Below are 15681 nucleotides of genomic sequence, written 5' to 3' on the forward strand. Positions count from 1 at the left end.
ATCAGATCTGTCTGCTGTTGCGCGCAGCGATCGCGACCGTGTTCGGCGAGTCTGCAAGTGAGACGAATTTTCGTGTCGCGCCATCAAGCGCATCGATGCAACCCGCCTCGATGTCGTAGACCCAGCCGTGCAGGTTCAAACGCCCCTGCTCGAGCGCCAGTGCGACCGAGGGGTGGGTACGAAGGTTCGACAGTTGCGCAATCACGTTTTCCCGCACAAGGCCGTCGAGCTTGGCGCGAGGCGTGTCGAACGCATGCGCCGCGTTGATCGCTTTTGCGGCGTCTGCGTGCCGCAGCCAGCTAGCGACCGCGGGAAGATGGTCCAGACAAGTGCAGCGTGAAATCGCGCCCATCGCACCGCAGTCGGAGTGGCCGCAGATCACGATGTCCTGCACGCCGAGCACCGCGACCGCATATTCGACGGTTGCCGAGACGCCGCCGGGTTCGGGTCCATAGGACGGCACGATGTTACCGGCGTTGCGAATCACAAACAGCTCGCCCGGTTCGCGCTGTGTAAGAAGTTCAGGTACGACACGACTGTCCGAGCAGGTGACGAACAATGCCTTCGGGTTTTGCGTCGTCGCGAGTTGCTTGAATAGCTCGACGCGTTGGGGGTAAACCTCTCGCTGAAAGCGCAGAAAGCCGTCAATGATATCACGCATGGAATCCTCCAAATCCGAATGCCAGGATCAGGTCACGAGCATTCAATATGCCACGGTGCCGTTGTGGCCGTCATCATCGCGAAGCTCGTGCCCAGTGGCTGTCGTCGATCAGCGGAATTCCCCGCGCCGCAACCCTGCAACGAACGCCTAGTCCGCAGGCCCAAGTCTGGTCATTGATCCTCGAACCGCCCAGCAGGGTGCATTGCACTTGAAATGCAGATTCCGGGCGGCAGCTGTTGCAACGGCTAACGGGCTCATCAGGGCTGGCTTGGATCCATTTCAAACCTCGATGGAAGAATTTCAGTTCAAACGGGTCACTCAGGCCTGGCGGCGAATGTTACCGATCTGGCGCAGGCTCAGGCCGTACTTATCGGCCAACAGGCTGCGGGACAAGCCTTTGGCGCTTTCTTGCTGGATTTGCAGGTTGCGCAGCTGGCGCAGGAAGTGATCGGCCTTGGGAATTTCCAGCGCCACGCCAGCGAAGCGTTTGATCAGGGCATCCAGAGCCTGTGGCGGCAGTACATCGGTCAGCTTGGAGCGTTCGCGATGCTTGGGGATGTATTTTGGCCTGCCGCCGTAGGAGCAGGTCAGGCGGTAAGCATTTTCAATGCCGATGCACTCGATGAGCGATTGCAGCGAATGCGGTAATTGGCTGATATCGATGCAGCTCAGGTCTAGTGATTCCATGTGGGCCCCCTCAGGACAAATGGGATGCGCGCGTTGAACGTCCAACGTTGCGACTCTGCGATCGCCACCGATCGGTTGCTGATGGCGTGACTGGATTTTCAGACAGCGGCGAGCTGAGCCGCTAGGCGCCAAGCGGACTGGGCGCTGTAGCCTAGCGGAGCACTTGTTGCAGGCAGCGATTTCGTGGGCTGTAGGATAAGGCGTCGGCTTTTGGCTCCAGGCCTTTGTTTTCCGACGGGGCCAGCGTCCGTTGCTGCATTGGGTCTCAGTACCCTCATTTGTACCGGGGGGGCAGAGGGGAAGGGGCCAGGACGCTGGCATCGTGGCCATGGCTATCGATACCTTGGCAGTGGGCGCAAGGCCCATGTGCTCAGGTGCGTCGAAGCACGCCAGGCAGGAAATGCAGCGCAGATGACGGTTGGCGTTGTATCATGGCCGCGGCTCGATGCGAGCCATTTGCCTCTGATGTTGCAAGGAACCTTCGATGACACATGTGCAGCGCCTCAAATACTCCCTTTTGATCATCCTGGTGGTGTTGGGCCTCATGCTGGGCCTGTCTCACCTGCAGAAAGAAGGGGTGATCAGCGAGCAGACGTTCCAGGTGTGCGCCATCGTCATTGCGGTGGTCGTGGTGGTAATCAACGGGATACTGCGGCGCAAGGTCAAACCCTGACCCGTGCCGGCCGGCCAGTCCTGGCCGGCCATCCGCTCAGCGCGCGGCCTGCTCCAACACGGCGCGCGCCTGGGGATCGAGGCTGTAGCATTTGTCGCTGCCCAGGCAGATCACACCTTCGGCGCACAGGCGCTTGAGCACCTCCCGGACACTCAGGAATGAAAGCGGTATGTCCAGTTGTTCAAGCTGGGCGTGCACACCGCGCACGCCGATGCTGCGGCCGTTGCGGTCAGCCGTGTGCAGGGCGTCGATCACCTTCAGGCGGATCAGGCTGGTGCGCAGGCCATAACTGCGCAGCAACTCGCGAATCTGTTCGTTGCCAACGCGTTCATCCCCGCTGGCGACCGCTCCGTTGGGCGCCGTGACCGGCGCATGCCCGGCCTGCATCGTGGGTTGCGGGTGGTACATGTGAATGCTCCTTTTCGTGGACTGTCCCGAAATATGGGTGCCTCACTTACTAGGACGAATGAGAGCGGCAAATCTGCAGCCTTGGCGTAAAAAAAATTGCCTCGGCCTGATCAAGACCTTGGATGCGCGGGCATTGCGTAAAATTTTCATTCAGCCATTCGTCTGATCGGGATGACCCTTGAATCCGAGGAATGCCCGTGTTCACACTTTCGCGTCCACTGACCTGTGCCAGCCTGGCGGTAGCCCTGGTTGTCTTCAGCGTTGCTGCCCAGGCTCGGGATACCGGTGACGAGGCCAGCGCACAGATCCGCCGCACCAGCTTTGGCGTCCCGCACATCGTGGCCAAGGACGAGCGCGGCCTGGGGTATGGGATTGGCTACGCCTACGCGCAGGACAACCTGTGCTTGCTGGCCAATGAGGTATTGACCGTCAATGGCGAGCGCTCCCGCTACTTTGGGGCCCAGGGCAAGACCGTGGAGCAGCGCGACAACCTGACCAGCGACCTGTTCTTCACCTGGCTCAACCGCCCATCAGCGGTCAATGGCTTCCTGCAGGCACAGCCGACCGCCGTACGGCAGTTGCTCGAAGGCTATGCCAGCGGCTACAACCGTGCACTGGGCGAGCGCCGTGCCGCGGGCCTGCCGGCCGAATGCGGAACAGGGCAGTGGTTGCATCCGATCACCAGTCTGGACCTGGTCAAGTTGACCCGGCGGTTGCTGGTGGAGGGTGGGGTGGGGCAGTTTGCCGAGGCCGTGGTAGGCGCGCAGCCGCCGACACGGGCGACTCAGCGGGCCGCCAGCGATTTTACTGCGGCGCTGGCACAGCAGTCGCGCTTCGCTTCCGAGCGCGGCAGCAACGCGGTGGCCGTCGGCGCAGAGCGCTCAGCCAATGGTCGCGGGCTGTTGTTGGCCAACCCACATTTCCCTTGGGTGGGCGGCATGCGTTTCTATCAGATGCAGCTGACCATTCCTGGCCAACTGGATGTCATGGGCGCTGCCCTGCCGGGGTTGCCGGTGATCAACATCGGTTTCAACCGGCACCTGGCCTGGACCCACACCGTCGATACCTCGAAGCATTTCACCCTGTACCGGTTGCAACTGGACCCGAAGGACCCGACCCGCTACCTGCTCGATGGCCAGTCGCTGCCACTCATGCCGCAAACCGTGAGCATCACCGTCAAGTCCAAAGACGGCAGCCTGAGCCAAGTGCAGCGCCAGGTCTATGCCTCGACGTTCGGCCCGGTGGTGCAAGGGCCGGGCCGACTGGACTGGGACAGCCAAGCTGCCTACAGCCTGCGCGACGCCAACCTGGACAACACCCGTGTGTTGCAGCAGTGGTACCAGATCAACCGCGCGGGAAGCCTGGACGCGCTCAAAGGCTCGATCGCCAGCCTCCAGGGCATTCCCTGGGTCAACACCCTGGCGGTAGACGCCGAAGGACGAACGCTGTACCTCAACCAGTCGGTGGTGCCGTACGTCGACCAGGAGTTGCTGAGCCACTGCAGTCACCCGGCAGCCCAGGGCCCACTGGTGGTGCTGGATGGATCGCGCAGTGCGTGCCAGTGGAAAGTCGATGCCCAGGCGGCTCAGCCGGGTATCTTCCCCGCGCGTCTGCTACCAAGCCTTGAGCGCTCCGACTTCGTGCAAAACTCCAATGACCCCGCCTGGATGGCCAACCCTGCCGAGCCCCTGACGGGTTTCTCGCCACTGGTCAGCCGCGATGATCAACCGCTTGGCATGCGCGGGCGCTTTGCCCTGCAGCGCCTGCAAGGCAAGACGAAGGTGGGTATCGATGACTTGCAGCGCATGGTGACCGATGACGAGGTCTATCTCGCCAGCCTGGTGCTGCCGGATCTGATGCAGTGGTGCAAGGAAGCCGAGGCTGACGTGCAGACCGTTTGCGCCAGCCTGGCAGCGTGGAACGGCAAGGCTGATCTGAACAGTGGCGTCGGCCTGGTGCATTTCGAAAACATTGTCGAGGCGCTGGCCGAACACCCGCAAAGCTGGCGGGTGGCCTTCGACCCGGCCGATCCGCAGCACACGCCCCGGGGGCTGGCCGTCGAACAGGCAGCGGTACGCAAGCTGCTCCATCACGCCGCGCTGGCGTCATTGCAGGCAGTCGCACAAGCCGGGGTAGGGGAAAACAGCCAGTGGGGGCAGATCCAACAGGCTGCCGATGGCACGCCGGTGCCGGGCGGGCCACAAGGCTTGGGCGTATACAACGCGATCTACAGCGTGCCGCACGGGCCGGGCAAGCGACGGGTCGTCAGTGGCACCAGCTACCTGCAACTGGTCAAGTTCACCGAGCAGGGGCCGCAGGCCCGAGGGCTGCTGGCGTTTTCGCAGTCCAGTGAAGCCGGTTCGGCACATTCGAACGACCAGACCAAGGCCTTCTCCGCCAAACAGCTGGCGCCGATTCCGTTTACCGAGGCGCAGATCAAGGCAGACCCGCAGTATCGGCAGTATGTGATCAGCGAGCGGGATGGGGCGGTTGTGAGCGTGAAATGAGGGCGGCCTCACCGCCGGCAAGCCGGCTCCTGCAGGTCGACACGGGCCTGCAGGGGCCGGCTTGCCGGCGATAGGATCGACAGCATCAGGAAAACTCGAAAGGCGCCAGCTGGAACCCTTGCTCGTCCACCTGAAGGGCCCAGCCCCGACGGTCCCAGTCGCCCAGAACGATGCGCCGCGCTGGCTCACCTTCGACCACCAGCTTGTGAATCGCCGGTCGGTGGGTATGGCCATGGACCAGGGTGCGCACACCGTGCGCCGCCATGACCTTCGGGACCTCTTCGGGCGTGACGTCGACGATCTCGGTTGCTTTCATGCGTGTCTGCGCGCGGCTTTCGCTGCGCAGCTTGCGCGCCAGCTTCTGCCGCGTGGATAGCGGCAGGTGGCGCAGTACCCACAGGCTAACCGGGTTGCGCAGGTATCGACGCAGCTTCATGTAGGCCAGGTCGCGGGTGCACAGGGTGTCGCCGTGCATCAGCAGCACCTGTTCGCCACCGAGCTCGATCACGCTTGGGTCGGTCAGTAGCGTGCAGCCGGCGGCTTCGCAGAAGTCCTGGCCGATCAGGAAGTCACGATTGCCATGCATCAGGTAGATCGCCGTGCCGCTGTCGCTCAGCTGGCGCATGGCCTGGCCGATCGACTGCTGGAAGGGCGACATCGCGTCGTCGCCGATCCATGCTTCGAAGAAGTCACCAAGGATGTAAAGCGCCTTGGCGTGGCGGGCACGACCGTCGAGCAGATCAAGAAACGCCCGGGTTATGTCCGGGCGTTCTTCTTGCAAGTGCAGATCGGAGATCAGCAGAATCACTCAATGATCTCGGCTTTCTCGATGACCACGTCGTCTTTCGGCACGTCCTGGTGGCCAGCCTTGGAACCGGTGGCGACCGTTTCGATGGCGTCGACGACTTCACGGCCTTCGATCACTTCGCCGAACACGGCATAGCCCCAGCCCTGAACGTTCTTGCCGCTGTGGTTGAGGAAGTCGTTGTCGTTGGCGTTGATGAAGAACTGCGCCGAGGCCGAGTGCGGCTCCATGGTCCGGGCCATGGCGATGCTGTACTTCTTGTTCTTAAGGCCGTTGTCGGCTTCGTTCTGGATGCTGGCGCGGGTCTTCTTCTGGCTCATGCCGGCTTCGAAGCCGCCGCCCTGGATCATGAAGCCCTTGATCACGCGGTGGAAGACGGTGCCGTCGTAGTGGCCGTCTTTGACGTACTGAACGAAGTTCTCAACGGTTTTCGGCGCTTTCTCGGCGTCCAGTTGCAGGACGATGTCGCCGTGGTTGGTGCTCAGTTTGACTTTGGACATGCTGAAATTCGCTCTTTCAAGGCATTCGGGAATAGGGTGCGTCAGGCGCATAATGGCAACTGACGCAGGATCCGGCCGGCACGACACATGGCCTGCGTCGGCTATTTTGCCAGCTTGCGACAAATAGCAGCGATAAATCGCGGCAGTTTGTCCGAGCCCGGCTGTCAGCAGCTTGACTGCTTCGGCTATGATAGGCCCTTTGATTCAATCGGCCTACCCAGGCCGGACACGTGCATTCAAGGATCCTATGAGCAAGCCCACTGCCGACAACGCGCCCAACGCCGCTGCCAAAGGCGCCCCCGCCGTCCCTGCGAACTTCCTGCGGCCGATCGTCCAGGCCGACCTGGACTCGGGCAAGCACAGCAGCATCGTCACCCGCTTCCCGCCAGAGCCCAATGGCTACCTGCACATCGGCCACGCCAAGTCGATCTGTGTGAACTTCGGCCTGGCCAAGGAGTTCGGCGGCGTCTGCCACCTGCGTTTCGACGACACCAACCCGGCCAAGGAAGACCAGGAGTACATCGACTCCATCCAGCGCGACGTCAAGTGGCTGGGCTTCGAGTGGGCGGGCCCGGTGCGCTACGCCTCGGACTACTTCGAGCAATTGCATGAGTGGGCCGTGGACCTGATCAAGTCGGGCAACGCCTACGTCTGCGACCTGACCCCGGAGCAGGCCAAGGAATACCGTGGCAGCCTGACCGAGCCTGGCAAGAACAGCCCGTTCCGCGAGCGCAGCGTCGAGGAGAACCTGGACCTGTTCGCCCGCATGAAGGCGGGTGAGTTCAAGGATGGCGAGCGCGTGCTGCGTGCCAAGATCGACATGGCCTCGCCGAACATGAACCTGCGCGACCCGATCCTGTATCGCATCCGTCACGCCCACCACCACCAGACCGGTGACAAGTGGTGCATCTACCCCAACTACGACTTTACCCACGGTCAGTCGGACGCCATCGAAGGCATCACCCACTCGATCTGCACCCTGGAATTCGAAAGCCACCGTCCGCTGTACGACTGGTTCCTGGACAAGCTGCCGGTACCGGCGCACCCACGCCAGTACGAGTTCAGCCGCCTGAACCTGAACTACACCATTACCTCCAAGCGCAAGCTCAAGCAGCTGGTCGACGAAGGGCACGTCGAGGCCTGGGACGACCCGCGCATGTCGACCCTGTCGGGCTACCGCCGCCGCGGCTATACCCCAGCGTCGATCCGCAACTTCTGCGAAATGATCGGCACCAACCGTTCCGACGGCGTGGTCGACATGTCGATGCTCGAGTTCAGCATCCGTGACGACCTGGACCGCACCGCGCCTCGTGCCATGTGCGTGCTGCGTCCGCTGAAGGTGGTCATCACCAACTACCCGGAGGGCAAGGTCGAGCAGCTCGAACTGCCGCGTCACCCGAAGGAAGACATGGGCGTGCGCGTACTGCCATTCGCCCGCGAGCTGTACATCGACCGTGACGACTTCATGGAAGAGCCGCCCAAGGGTTACAAGCGCCTGGAGCCAGCCGGCGAGGTGCGCCTGCGCGGCAGCTACGTGATCCGTGCCGACGAAGCCATCAAGGATGCCGACGGCAACATCGTCGAGCTGCGCTGCTCGTACGACCCCGACACCCTGGGCAAGAACCCTGAAGGCCGCAAGGTCAAGGGTGTGATCCACTGGGTACCGGCCGAAGGCAGCGTCGAATGCGAAGTGCGCCTGTACGACCGTCTGTTCCGCTCCGCCAACCCGGAGAAAACCGAAGACGGTGGCAGTTTCCTCGACAACATCAACCCGGACTCGCTGCAAGTGCTGACGGGTTGCCGTGCCGAACCATCGCTGGCCCAGGCACAGCCGGAAGACCGCTTCCAGTTCGAGCGTGAAGGCTACTTCTGCGCCGACCTGAAGGACAGCCAGCCTGGCCGTCCGGTGTTCAACCGCACCGTCACCCTGCGTGACTCCTGGGGCAGCTAAGGAACCGCCGTGCTTACCATCTACAACACGCTGAGCAAAACCAAGGAAGTCTTCAAGCCGCTCGATGGCAACAAGGTGCGCATGTACGTCTGCGGCATGACCGTGTACGACTACTGCCACCTGGGCCACGGTCGCAGCATGGTGGCCTTCGACCTGGTCACCCGCTGGCTGCGCAAGAGCGGCTATGAGCTGACCTATGTGCGCAACATCACCGACATCGATGACAAGATCATCAACCGGGCCAACGAGAACGGCGAGTCGTTCGACGCGCTGACTGCCCGAATGATCGACGCGATGCACGAGGACGAGCGCCGCCTGAACATTCTCAAGCCGGACCTGGAACCGCGTGCCACCGACCATATCGCCGGCATGCATGCGATGATCCAGACCTTGATCGACAAAGGCTACGCTTACGCCCCGGGCAATGGCGACGTGTACTACCGCGTCGGCAAGTTCGTCGGTTACGGCAAGCTGTCGCGCAAGAAGATCGAAGACCTGCGCATCGGCGCCCGCATCGAAGTCGACGAAGCCAAGCAGGACCCGTTGGACTTCGTGTTGTGGAAAGGCGTCAAGCCGGGCGAGCCGTACTGGGATTCGCCGTGGGGCCCTGGCCGTCCGGGCTGGCACATCGAGTGCTCGGTGATGTCCACCTGCTGCCTGGGCGAGAGCTTCGACATCCACGGTGGCGGCAGCGACCTTGAGTTTCCGCATCACGAGAACGAGATCGCCCAGAGCGAGGCGGCCACCGGCAAGCCGTACGCCAACGCCTGGATGCACTGCGGCATGATCCGCATCAATGGCGAGAAGATGTCCAAGTCGTTGAACAACTTCTTCACCATTCGCGACGTGCTCGACAAGTATCACCCCGAAGTGGTGCGTTACCTGCTGGTGGCCAGCCATTACCGCAGCGCGATCAACTACTCCGAGGACAGCCTGCGTGATGCCAAGGGCGCCCTGGAGCGGTTCTACCACGCCTTGCGTGGCCTGCCGCGCGTGGCAGCCAAGGGGGGCGAAGAGTTCGTCGAGCGCTTCAGCGTGGCGATGAACGACGACTTCGGTACGCCCGAAGCCTGCGCCGTGCTGTTCGACCTGGTACGCGAGATCAACCGCCTGCGGGAGACTGACCTGGAGGCCGCTGCCGGCCTGGCGGGGCGTCTGCGTGAGTTGGGGGATGTGCTGGGTGTGCTGCAGCTGGAGGCTGATGACTTCCTGCGCGCCGGTGCCGAGGGCAAGGTCGATGCGGCCGAAGTCGAGGCGCTGATCCAGGCGCGTTTGCAGGCACGTGCCGACAAGAACTGGGCTGAATCGGACCGTATCCGCGACCAGCTGACCGCCATGGGCGTGGTGCTGGAAGACAGCAAGGGTGGGACCACCTGGCGTCTGGCCGACTGATCGCGTTAGCGGATCGTTCGCCGGCACGCCGGCACCTACAGGATCTCTCAGTGTCATGTAGGCGCCGGCGTGCCGGCGATTGGGCTGCGAGGCAGTCCCGGTCGTTACTTGGCCAGCCCCGCCAGCGGGCAATGCATCACCAACTTCGCCCCACCGAACTCGCTTGCCCCAATTTCCAGTGCGAACCCATGCAGGTCGACGATCGCCGCCACGATCGACAGCCCCAGCCCGAACCCTGCATGACGGTGACCTTCCTCGCTGCGATAGAAGCGTTTCAACACCGCGGCGCGCTCCTCTTCAGGAATGCCCGGCCCGCTGTCTTCGATGGCGATATGCACCCCGGCCTCGTCCTGGGTCGCCGAGATGACCACACGCCCGCCCTCGGGGGTGAACTTGATCCCGTTGCCGACCAGATTGGCCAGCGCCTCGAACAGCAGTTCCCGGTCGCCGTGTAGCGCCGCCAGTTGCGCGGGCTGTTCCAGATAAAGGCGTATGCCACCGTCCTCGGCCAGCGGCAGGTAGAAGTCATGCAGCTCCACCAGCAGGCCATGCGGATCCAGCTGCACGAAGCCGGCCCGGCGTTGGCGGTCCTCCAGCTCACTGATGCGCAGCAACCCGCGAAAACGCGCCATCAGCGTATCGGTTTCGCCAATCGCCTGGTCCAGCGCCTCGGCTTCGGCCGAGTCGACGGCGCTTTGCTGGCGAATTCGATACAGCTGCGCGCGCAGGCGGGTCAACGGCGTGCGCAGGTCATGGGCAATGTTGTCACACACGCCCTTGACCTCGTGCATCAGCCGCTCGATACGGTCGAGCATGGCATTGACGATGGCCGCCAGCATATCCAGCTCGTCACGCCGTGCCGACAGCGGCAGGCGGTGGGTGAGGTCGCCGGCGACGATCAGTTCGGCCTGGGCCTGGATGGCGCGGATGCGCTTGAGAGGGCGGCGGCGCAGCAGGTACCAGCCAGCGAAGCCTGGGATCAGGGTCAGCGAGATGCCCCAAAGCAAGGCATGCAGGATGATCCGGGTGACCACGAACAACGAGCCATTGTCGCGCACCAGCACCAGCCAGCGGCCATCCTGCACCTTGATGGCCACGGCATCGCAGCTGTCTCGCGGCATGTGCGGGTCATCGGCATCCAGGCAGCGCTTGAGCTCATGCACCTTGCCGTCCAGCCCAAGTTCCTGAGGTATGGCGCGAATACGCCCGCCAATCGGGTTGAGCTGCGCGTCGAACAGGCCATAGGCGTCGAAACTGCGCTCTTCGAAGGCTTGGCTGGCGATCAGGGCATCGTCCAGTTGCTTGCCGCTCATGTGCGCGAACAAGTGCTGGCGCTGCAGCATGGAATGGCGAGTGAGCTTGTTCAGGTAACTGGACACCTCGAAGTACAGCACCCCCATGAGGATGCAACTCCAGGCCACGAACAGGAAGCTGTACAGCGCCAGCAGGCGGCTGGTGGACGAGCTCCAGCCCTTAGACGGGTTCAGCAATGGCATAGCCGGAGCCCCGTACGGTACGGATCAGCGGCGACTGGCCGGGTGAGTCGATCTTCTTGCGCAGACGGCCGATGTGGACGTCGATCAGGTTGGTGCCAGGGTCGAAGTGGTACCCCCAGACTTCTTCGAAAATCATCATCCGCGTGATCACTTGGCCGGCGTGGCGCATCAGGTACTCCAGCAACTTGTACTCGGTGGGCAGCAGGTTGAGGGTCTGCTCGCCGCGACGTGCCTCGTGGCTGATCAAGTCCAGCTCCAGGTCGGCGACCTGCAGGCGGGTCTGGGTCATGGGCACGCTGTTGCGCCGCAGCAGCACTTCGACCCGCGCGGCCATTTCATCCGATGCGAACGGCTTGGTCAGGTAGTCATCCCCGCCGGCGCGCAGGCCACGTACCCGCTCGTCGACATCGGACAGGGCGCTGATCATCAGGATCGGCGTGGCGATCTTCAGGTTGCGCAGGGTGGTGACGATGGTCAGGCCGTCGACCTCGGGCAGCATGCGGTCCAGGGTGATCAGGTCATAACCACCGGCAATGGCCTTGGCCAGGCCTTCACGGCCATTGTCGGCCCAATCCACTTCCAGGCCGTGGCTGGTGAGTTCGGCGACGATTTCCTGGCCGGTGACGGCGTCGTCTTCGATGGTCAGTACGCGTGGCATGCTGGTTCCTGGGCGGCGAATGGAGACTGGATTGTGCCAAAGAATAGACTGCCCGGAATTTAAGAAAAATTCATCTGCCACCGGGTAGCAAGCGTTGGCCGAGCCGCCGCCTCTGCGCCAAGCCGGTTGTTGGGCGGATTTAGATCAATCCTACATTCAGTAGTGAAGCGTCCTACATATATTCGCGGATGTTCTTGGTAGGTTCCGGTCTTTGCCGATTGACAGGCATTGGTCCAACCCACATCAAAGGACATCGGATGTTCAAGTCATATGGCTACGGGGCAATTCGCTTTCTTGCGGACAGGTTGCCCGATGACATGCGCGTGCTGGCCTTCAGCGGCGGCGAAGGCATCAGCAGCCTGTTCTCTTTCGATATCGAACTGGTCAGCGAGCGCGCCGACCTGCCGTTGGAAACACTGCTCAACCAGCAGGCGTTTCTCGCCTTCGACACACGGGGCAGCGGTGTGCATGGCGTGATTTCGCGCTTGCGCCAGGGTGCCAGCGGCAAGCGCCTGACCCACTACCACGCCAGGCTAGAGCCGCAAATGGCCCGCCTGGGACTGCGTCGCAACCACCGCATCTTCCAGGGCCGCACGGTTGCTCAGGTGGTCGCCCGCCTGCTCGAAGAGCACGGCATACTGTCCGACGCCTACCAGTTTCACCTCGCCGAGCCATCACCGCCCCGCGATTACTGCGTGCAATACGCAGAGAGCGACCTGGCCTTCGTCGAGCGGTTGTGCCAGGAAGAGGGCATTCATTACCACTTCGTCCATTCGCCGCAGGGGCATCGGGTGGTGTTCGCCGATCACCAGTCCTATTTCCCGAAACTGGCCACCGCGGTCCCGTTCGTGCCGCCCGCCGGGCTGCAACCCGACGGGCCGGTCATCCAGGCATTCAGTGTGGCGGTGCAGACCACGGTAAGCCGCGTGGAACTGCGCGACCATGACTTTCGCAAGGCCGCTGCGCCGCTGGCCTATGCCAGCCGTAGCAATACCGGGCTCCGTGCGCCGGATATCGAGTTTTACGCCTACCCGGGCGGCCTGCGCCAGACGTTGGAGCAGCGCCGTGGCAGCACGATGAGCAAGCGTGCCCTGGAGCGTTGCCGGGTCGACCACCGCCAGGCCCAGGGCGACAGTGATGAACCTCTCCTGGTCAGTGGCCACTTGATGAGCCTGACGGGCCACCCCCGCGCTGACTTCAACGACCTGTGGCTGCTGACCAGCCTACGCCATGAGGGGCGTCAGCCACAGGTATTGGAGGAGAACGGTGGCCAGGAGGGGGCCGTCAGCGAAGCGCCGCGCTATGCCAATCACTTCACTGCCACGCCCTGGGACGTCATCTACCGTCCGGCCATGACCCGTCCCCCGCCGCGCATGCCTGGTTGCCAGGCCGCGCGGGTGACCGGGCCCAAGGGCGAGGAGGTGTACTGCGACGAACTGGGACGGGTCAAGGTGCAGTTTTACTGGGACCGTGAAGGCCAGGGCAACGAACACAGCAGCTGCTGGTTGCGGGTGATGTCGAGTTTGGCCGGTGATCGTCATGGTGCGGTGTGCTTGCCGCGGGTCGGTATGGAAGTGGTGGTGAGCTTTCTCGATGGCGACCCGGACCAACCAGTGGTCAGCGGGTGTCTGCCCGACAGCCTGCACCCTTCACCGTATGCGCTGCCGGACGCCAAGGCCCGTACCGTCTTGCGCAGTCGCAGCCTGGGAGGCAGCGGTGGCTACAACGAGTTGGCCATGGATGACCGCGACGGCAACGAATTGCTGTACCTGCGCGCACAGCGCGATTTCGAGCAATGGGTCGAGCATGACAGCCTGCTGGAGGTCGGCAACCGCCAGCAGGTGCTGGTCAAGGGCGACAGCCACGTCACGCTGGAGGCCGAGGCAGGGTGCACGGTCGGCGGCGACCGCCGTGTCCTGCTGCGCTCCAGCGATCACCTGACCGTCGACCTGGGTCGTCAGGTCCGGGTCGGCACCGTGCTCGCCCAGCATGCCGGTCAGCAAATGCAGCTGTCGGCGGAGCGTGAGGTGGTCGTGGAGGGTGGGGCGAGTATCACCCTGAGAGTCGCAGGTCAGCACCTGGTCATCAATGGCGCCGGGATCTTCGCCAGCAGTCCCGTTCAGCTTGGTGGCGTGCCGGCTGCCAGTCTCGTCGCCAACCCCTTGTCGCCAGGGCAGGGGGGTGGCGTACAGGTACCGGGGGCATTGCCGGCGAGCATGGCGCCGACGCAAGCGGCGTTGATGCAGCAGAGCCGGTTACTCGGAGCGGCCTATTGCCCGGTTTGCGAGGGCTGCCGCGAAGGCGTGGCGGCGTTGGGAGGTGTGCAATGAGCGCGGTATCGCCTCGGGCCTGGATGGCGCAGCAGCGCGCCTGCGGTCGCGAGATTGCCTTGGTGCTGGACAGCGGCTTCGACGAGCGCACGTCCCTGCTCGCGTGCCTGCCGAGCGAGCGCTGGTGTGCGTTTTATGCCCAGACCGAAGTGGCGCACATGGCGACCCTGGGGCCGAGTTGCTTCTTGATTGGCGAGCCCGAGGCGAAGACCGTTCAGGCGCTGCTGGATCAGCCACAACGGCATTGGGGCTGGCTGGCCAGCCTGGCCCCCGATGCGCTGGCCGCCTGGGCTGCGCATTGGCGGGCGCGGCTGTTGATCGGCCAGCGACCGCAGCAGGCGCTGTACCGCTTCCATGACAACCGCATTCTGGCGGCGGCCTTGCAGCGGTTGCCCTCGGCTGCCCTGCCTGCCTACCTGGGGCAGGCCATCAGCATCTGCTACTGGGACGGGCAGCGGTGGGCGCAGGTCGACAACCCGTTGCCCGGTGATCATCCCTTGCCGACAGCGCCTGTTTGGCTGGCGCACGGCTCAGGCAGCGAAGCGGTGTTGCTGGCCAATGCACATCGATTCCTCCTGGCCCACCACTTCGCGGCCTACCTGAAGGTGTTCGAACCCCCTGGTCACCCTGATTGGTTGCGTACGCAACTGGCGCGTGCCCGCGCCTGGGGCTGGGAGACGCCGCAGCAACGCGAGTTCTTGCTGGTGCAGAGCCTGAGTATGCCGGGGTTGGTGTTGCCAGAGGACTGGGGGCCACAGGCTGGGGAAAGTCCGCAGATGCATCTGCACCGGTTGCGCTATCGCACGGTGGGCTGACGAAACGAGAGGTCAGGGAGCATGAATGCTCAACGGATGATTAAACAGTTGTGCTGGCTTGGCGGCATGGCGCTACTGGCTGGTTGCGGTGATGACAAGACCAATACCTTTACGTTGATAGGTGAGTTGCCGCCGAATTTTTCCTATCACGGCGTGGCGTGGTACAGGCACGAATCGGACCCCACGTGCGACGCCGGAGGGTTTCGTGGAGTGTCTATCAATAAGGATTGGCGGAAAAACTACCTCCCCGTGACGACCATCGAAATTCGCAAGGTGGTCAAGGGTTGCCCGATGGTGGTGCGGCATTTGGAGTTGAAGATACGTGCAAAGTATGGAGATACGATTTATGAAATAACTGGGGATCCGGCAAATATCGGGATCTATGAAGTGTTGGAGGAAAAGTACCATCGTGAATTCAATGAGACGAACGAAGATGTTTTCTTTGGGGTGTGTGAGTGGATGTTCAGGACGATGGGGAGGGATCGGGTGATACGCAAGTTGCTGGCATGCAGAAAAGACAATGAGCGCGGAGAGCGTGGTTTGGGCCATCCCTTTGCGGCGTATACGCTCGATCAGCTACCAGGGAAAACGGTGCGGATGAATATTCGAGTGGGTGGTGAAGAGAGTCCGTCTTGGGGAGATACATGGGTTAAGTTTCCAAATGGTTGGAAACGATGTAAGGGAAGGGGACCTGAGGATGTTAGGGGGTACTGCAACGGAAATTACACCGATTTCAGCGAATTTACCATGCCTGATGGTAGGCGTTGCACAATTTACCCAGGTTGTGAGGAGTGATGG

General features: G+C 62.7%; 14 protein-coding genes. 7 read left to right on the forward strand and 7 right to left on the reverse strand.

Annotated elements, in window-relative coordinates; all coding sequences use genetic code 11:
• Position 1: 1 nt before the first annotated feature.
• The gene (locus tag P3R38_RS10290; RefSeq protein ID WP_023380107.1) at positions 2-661 is read right to left on the reverse strand and encodes a carbonic anhydrase; all 660 of its coding nucleotides are present in this window, start codon (positions 659-661) and stop codon (positions 2-4) included.
• A 318-nt stretch (positions 662-979) separates the two neighbouring features.
• Entirely contained in the window at positions 980-1348 is a 369-nt protein-coding gene (locus P3R38_RS10295; RefSeq protein ID WP_023380109.1) for a Mor transcription activator family protein, read from the reverse strand.
• 484 nt (positions 1349-1832) lie between these two features.
• On the opposite strand from P3R38_RS10295, the gene P3R38_RS10300 reads away from it, so the two are divergent.
• On the forward strand, positions 1833-2021 hold the full coding sequence (locus tag P3R38_RS10300) for a hypothetical protein (RefSeq protein ID WP_023380111.1): 189 nt from the start codon (positions 1833-1835) through the stop codon (positions 2019-2021).
• Between the two features lie 36 nt (positions 2022-2057).
• Here the strand turns inward: P3R38_RS10300 and P3R38_RS10305 are convergent, their stop codons facing one another.
• A complete protein-coding gene (locus P3R38_RS10305; protein WP_104881892.1) occupies positions 2058-2429 on the reverse strand; it encodes a fe2+ zn2+ uptake regulation protein in 372 nt (123 codons plus the stop codon).
• A gap of 197 nt (positions 2430-2626) precedes the next feature.
• Between P3R38_RS10305 and P3R38_RS10310 the strand changes: the two genes are divergently transcribed.
• On the forward strand, positions 2627-4936 hold the full coding sequence (locus tag P3R38_RS10310; RefSeq protein WP_277687108.1) for an acylase: 2310 nt from the start codon (positions 2627-2629) through the stop codon (positions 4934-4936).
• 85 nt (positions 4937-5021) lie between these two features.
• Here P3R38_RS10310 and lpxH read toward each other — a convergent pair whose 3' ends face one another.
• Both lpxH and P3R38_RS10320 read right to left on the reverse strand, forming a co-directional pair.
• Entirely contained in the window at positions 5022-5744 is a 723-nt protein-coding gene (gene lpxH, locus P3R38_RS10315; RefSeq protein WP_023380115.1) for a UDP-2,3-diacylglucosamine diphosphatase, read from the reverse strand.
• Positions 5741-6241, reverse strand: coding sequence for a peptidylprolyl isomerase (locus P3R38_RS10320; protein WP_104881891.1), 501 nt, complete (start codon positions 6239-6241; stop codon positions 5741-5743). The genes lpxH and P3R38_RS10320 overlap by 4 nt, the downstream gene beginning before the upstream one ends.
• A 247-nt stretch (positions 6242-6488) precedes the next feature.
• On the opposite strand from P3R38_RS10320, the gene P3R38_RS10325 reads away from it, so the two are divergent.
• Together P3R38_RS10325 and cysS are read left to right on the forward strand one after the other, a co-directional pair.
• A complete protein-coding gene (locus P3R38_RS10325) occupies positions 6489-8192 on the forward strand; it encodes a glutamine--tRNA ligase/YqeY domain fusion protein (protein WP_023380117.1) in 1704 nt (567 codons plus the stop codon).
• Positions 8193-8201: 9 nt separating this feature from the next.
• On the forward strand, positions 8202-9584 hold the full coding sequence (gene cysS, locus P3R38_RS10330; RefSeq protein WP_027907822.1) for a cysteine--tRNA ligase: 1383 nt from the start codon (positions 8202-8204) through the stop codon (positions 9582-9584).
• A 104-nt stretch (positions 9585-9688) separates the two neighbouring features.
• Here cysS and P3R38_RS10335 read toward each other — a convergent pair whose 3' ends face one another.
• Both P3R38_RS10335 and P3R38_RS10340 read right to left on the reverse strand, forming a co-directional pair.
• Positions 9689-11080 (reverse strand): HAMP domain-containing sensor histidine kinase, encoded by a 1392-nt coding sequence (locus tag P3R38_RS10335; RefSeq protein WP_023380119.1) that lies wholly within the window; start codon positions 11078-11080, stop codon positions 9689-9691.
• A complete protein-coding gene (locus P3R38_RS10340; RefSeq protein ID WP_023380120.1) occupies positions 11058-11738 on the reverse strand; it encodes a response regulator transcription factor in 681 nt (226 codons plus the stop codon). The genes P3R38_RS10335 and P3R38_RS10340 overlap by 23 nt, the downstream gene beginning before the upstream one ends.
• A 257-nt stretch (positions 11739-11995) precedes the next feature.
• Here P3R38_RS10340 and P3R38_RS10345 point away from each other — a divergent pair, with 257 nt between their 5' ends.
• Genes P3R38_RS10345 through P3R38_RS10355 form a run of 3 tightly spaced genes read left to right on the forward strand, consistent with a single transcriptional unit; the run spans position 11996 to position 15678 of the window.
• Positions 11996-14068, forward strand: a complete 2073-nt coding sequence (locus P3R38_RS10345) for a type VI secretion system tip protein VgrG (RefSeq protein WP_277687110.1) — start codon at positions 11996-11998, stop codon at positions 14066-14068.
• Positions 14065-14883 (forward strand): DUF4123 domain-containing protein, encoded by an 819-nt coding sequence (locus P3R38_RS10350; RefSeq protein WP_277687111.1) that lies wholly within the window; start codon positions 14065-14067, stop codon positions 14881-14883. Before P3R38_RS10345 ends, P3R38_RS10350 begins: the two co-directional genes overlap by 4 nt.
• Positions 14884-14904: 21 nt before the next feature.
• The gene (locus tag P3R38_RS10355; protein WP_277687112.1) at positions 14905-15678 is read left to right on the forward strand and encodes a hypothetical protein; all 774 of its coding nucleotides are present in this window, start codon (positions 14905-14907) and stop codon (positions 15676-15678) included.
• The last annotated feature ends 3 nt before the right edge of the window (positions 15679-15681 follow it).

Source organism: Pseudomonas sp. NyZ480 (genome assembly GCF_029537255.1).
Lineage (GTDB): Bacteria > Pseudomonadota > Gammaproteobacteria > Pseudomonadales > Pseudomonadaceae > Aquipseudomonas > Aquipseudomonas taiwanensis.